General features: G+C 50.3%; 2 rRNA genes. Both read right to left on the bottom strand.

The features are described 5' to 3' along the window. Positions 1-112, bottom strand: a 5S ribosomal RNA gene (rrf, locus tag GF867_RS13525); the annotation flags it as partial. A gap of 79 nt (positions 113-191) precedes the next feature. Then, a 23S ribosomal RNA gene (locus GF867_RS13520) occupies positions 192-3079 on the bottom strand. Between the last annotated feature and the right edge of the window lie 193 nt (positions 3080-3272).

The following is a 3272-nucleotide window of genomic DNA, read 5'->3' as shown; positions in this document are numbered from 1 at the left end:
GGCGACGTCCTACTCTCACAGGACCAAAGGTCCAACTACCATCGGCGCTAAGAAGCTTAACTGCTGTGTTCGGCATGGGAACAGGTGTGTCCTTCTTGCCATCATCACCACACAGTGCGTATGTTATTTTTTTAGAGTGTTCACCACTCAAAACTGAATACACTCAAATCCTACCATTCCTCAAATTGTTCGTGGTTAAGTCCTCGACCGATTAGTACTAGTCCGCTCCATACATCGCTGTACTTCCACTTCTAGCCTATCTACCTGATCGTCTCTCAGGGGTCTTACTCACTTACGTGATGGGAAATCTCATCTTGAAGCTGGCTTCGCGCTTAGATGCTTTCAGCGCTTATCCATCCCACACATAGCTACCCAGCGATGCTCCTGGCGGAACAACTGGTACACCAGCGGTGTGTCCATCCCGGTCCTCTCGTACTAAGGATAGCTCTTCTCAAATTTCCTACGCCCGCGACGGATAGGGACCGAACTGTCTCACGACGTTCTGAACCCAGCTCGCGTACCGCTTTAATGGGCGAACAGCCCAACCCTTGGGACCGACTTCAGCCCCAGGATGCGATGAGCCGACATCGAGGTGCCAAACCTCCCCGTCGATGTGAACTCTTGGGGGAGATAAGCCTGTTATCCCCAGGGTAGCTTTTATCCGTTGAGCGATGGCCCTTCCATGCGGTACCACCGGATCACTAAGCCCGACTTTCGTCCCTGCTCGACTTGTAGGTCTCGCAGTCAAGCTCCCTTCTGCCTTTGCACTCTGCGAATGATTTCCAACCATTCTGAGGGAACCTTTGGGCGCCTCCGTTACTCTTTAGGAGGCGACCGCCCCAGTCAAACTGCCCACCTGACACTGTCTCCCGTTCTCTTAAACGCGGGTTAGAGGGTTCATATCACAAGGGTAGTATCCCACCATTGCCTCCGTGTAAACTGGCGTCCACACTTCCTAGGCTCCTACCTATCCTGTACATGTCATACAAACACTCAATATCAAGCTACAGTAAAGCTCCATGGGGTCTTTCCGTCCTGTCGCGGGTAACCTGCATCTTCACAGGTACTATAATTTCACCGAGTCTCTCGTTGAGACAGTGCCCAGATCGTTACGCCTTTCGTGCGGGTCGGAACTTACCCGACAAGGAATTTCGCTACCTTAGGACCGTTATAGTTACGGCCGCCGTTTACTGGGGCTTCAATTCGTACCTTCGCTTGCGCTAAGCACTCCTCTTAACCTTCCAGCACCGGGCAGGCGTCAGCCCCTATACGTCATCTTTCGATTTGGCAGAGACCTGTGTTTTTGATAAACAGTCGCCTGGGCCTATTCACTGCGGCTGACATTGCTGTCAGCACCCCTTCTCCCGAAGTTACGGGGTCATTTTGCCGAGTTCCTTAACGAGAGTTCTCTCGATCACCTCGGAATTCTCTTCCTGACTACCTGTGTCGGTTTGCGGTACGGGTTGGTTAACACTCACTAGAAGCTTTTCTCGACAGTTTGATCGACCACCTTCGCTACTTAATTCGCTCCAGGTCACACCTCGTGGTTGGATAGTCGTAAGCATTTGACTCACAACCCCACTTAGTGCTTCTACATCCTCTTCCATCCGGATGCGTGGCTAAACCTCCTGTGTCCCTCCATCGTTCAAACATGTTACCCAAGTACAGGAATCTCTACCTGTTGTCCATCGCCTAGACCTGTCGGCTTCGGCTTAGGTCCCGACTTACCCTGGGAGGACGAGCCTTCCCCAGGAAACCTTAGTCAATCGGTGGACGGGATTCTCACCCGTCTTGCGCTACTCATACCGGCATTCTCACTTCTATGCGCTCCACAGCTCCTTACGGTACTGCTTCACCGCCCATAGAACGCTCTCCTACCACTCAATATTAATATTGAATCCACAGCTTCGGTGTATTGTTTAGCCCCGGTACATTTTCGGCGCAGGGTCACTCGACTAGTGAGCTATTACGCACTCTTTAAATGATGGCTGCTTCTGAGCCAACATCCTAGCTGTCTATGCAACCCCACATCCTTTTCCACTTAACAATAACTTGGGGACCTTAGCTGGTGGGCTGGGCTGTTTCCCTTTCGACTACGGATCTTATCACTCGCAGTCTGACTCCCAGAGATGAGTCCTTGGCATTCGGAGTTTATCTGGATTCGGTAAAGCAGAAGCCCCCCTAGTCCAAACAGTGCTCTACCTCCATGACTCTCACTCTGAGGCTATACCTAAATATATTTCGGAGAGAACCAGCTATCTCCAGGTTCGATTGGAATTTCTCCGCTACCCACATGTCATCCAAACACTTTTCAACGTGTCCTGGTTCGGTCCTCCAGTGCGTCTTACCGCACCTTCAACCTGCACATGGGTAGGTCACCTGGTTTCGGGTCGACGACACCTGACTTTCGCCCTATTCAGACTCGCTTTCGCTACGGCTCCGTTTCTTCAACTTAACCTTGCCAACTATCGTCACTCGCCGGTCCATTCTACAAAAGGTACGCCATCACCCCTTAACGGGCTCTGACTACTTGTAGGCACACGGTTTCAGGTACTCTTTCACTCCCCTTCCGGGGTGCTTTTCACCTTTCCCTCACGGTACTGGTTCACTATCGGTCACTAGGGAGTATTTAGCCTTGCCAGATGGTCCTGGCGGATTCCGACGGGATTTCTCGTGTCCCGCCGTACTCAGGATCCTCCTAAGCTTCACACACATTTCGCATACGGGGCTCTCACCCTGTCTCGCTCACCTTCCCAGATGATTCTGCTATGTCTGTTCTTGCCATATTGGAGTCCTACAACCCCAGTGTGCATGCACACTGGTTTGGGCTCTTCCCGTTTCGCTCGCCGCTACTCAGGGAATCGATGTTTCTTTCTCTTCCTGCAGGTACTTAGATGTTTCAGTTCTCTGCGTCTACCTCGCTTTCGCGTAACAGTCCATAACGACTGTTGGGTTCCCCCATTCGGAAATCTCTGGATCATAGCTTACTTACAGCTCCCCAAAGCATATCGGTGTTCGTCCCGTCCTTCATCGGCTCCTAGTGCCAAGGCATTCACCGTGCGCCCTTTGTTTCTTAACCACATTTTTGCGCTGATGCTTTCGCATCGGTTTATTACTTGGTCTTGCTTTTTTGTTCTATATTTCTATAGACTCGGTCAATTCTCGGTTCATTATATCTTTTCTATTTGAAATTATAATTTTGGTTTTATTAACTAACTCGCATTGAATTAATTAATAAGATTTGTTTGTGTATTCAGTTTTCAATGATCAAC

This window comes from Fundicoccus ignavus (assembly GCF_009659375.1).
GTDB lineage: Bacteria > Bacillota > Bacilli > Lactobacillales > Aerococcaceae > Fundicoccus > Fundicoccus ignavus.
The sequence above is the reverse complement of the archived record's forward strand: the minus strand, read 5'-3'. Positions and strand labels throughout refer to the sequence as shown.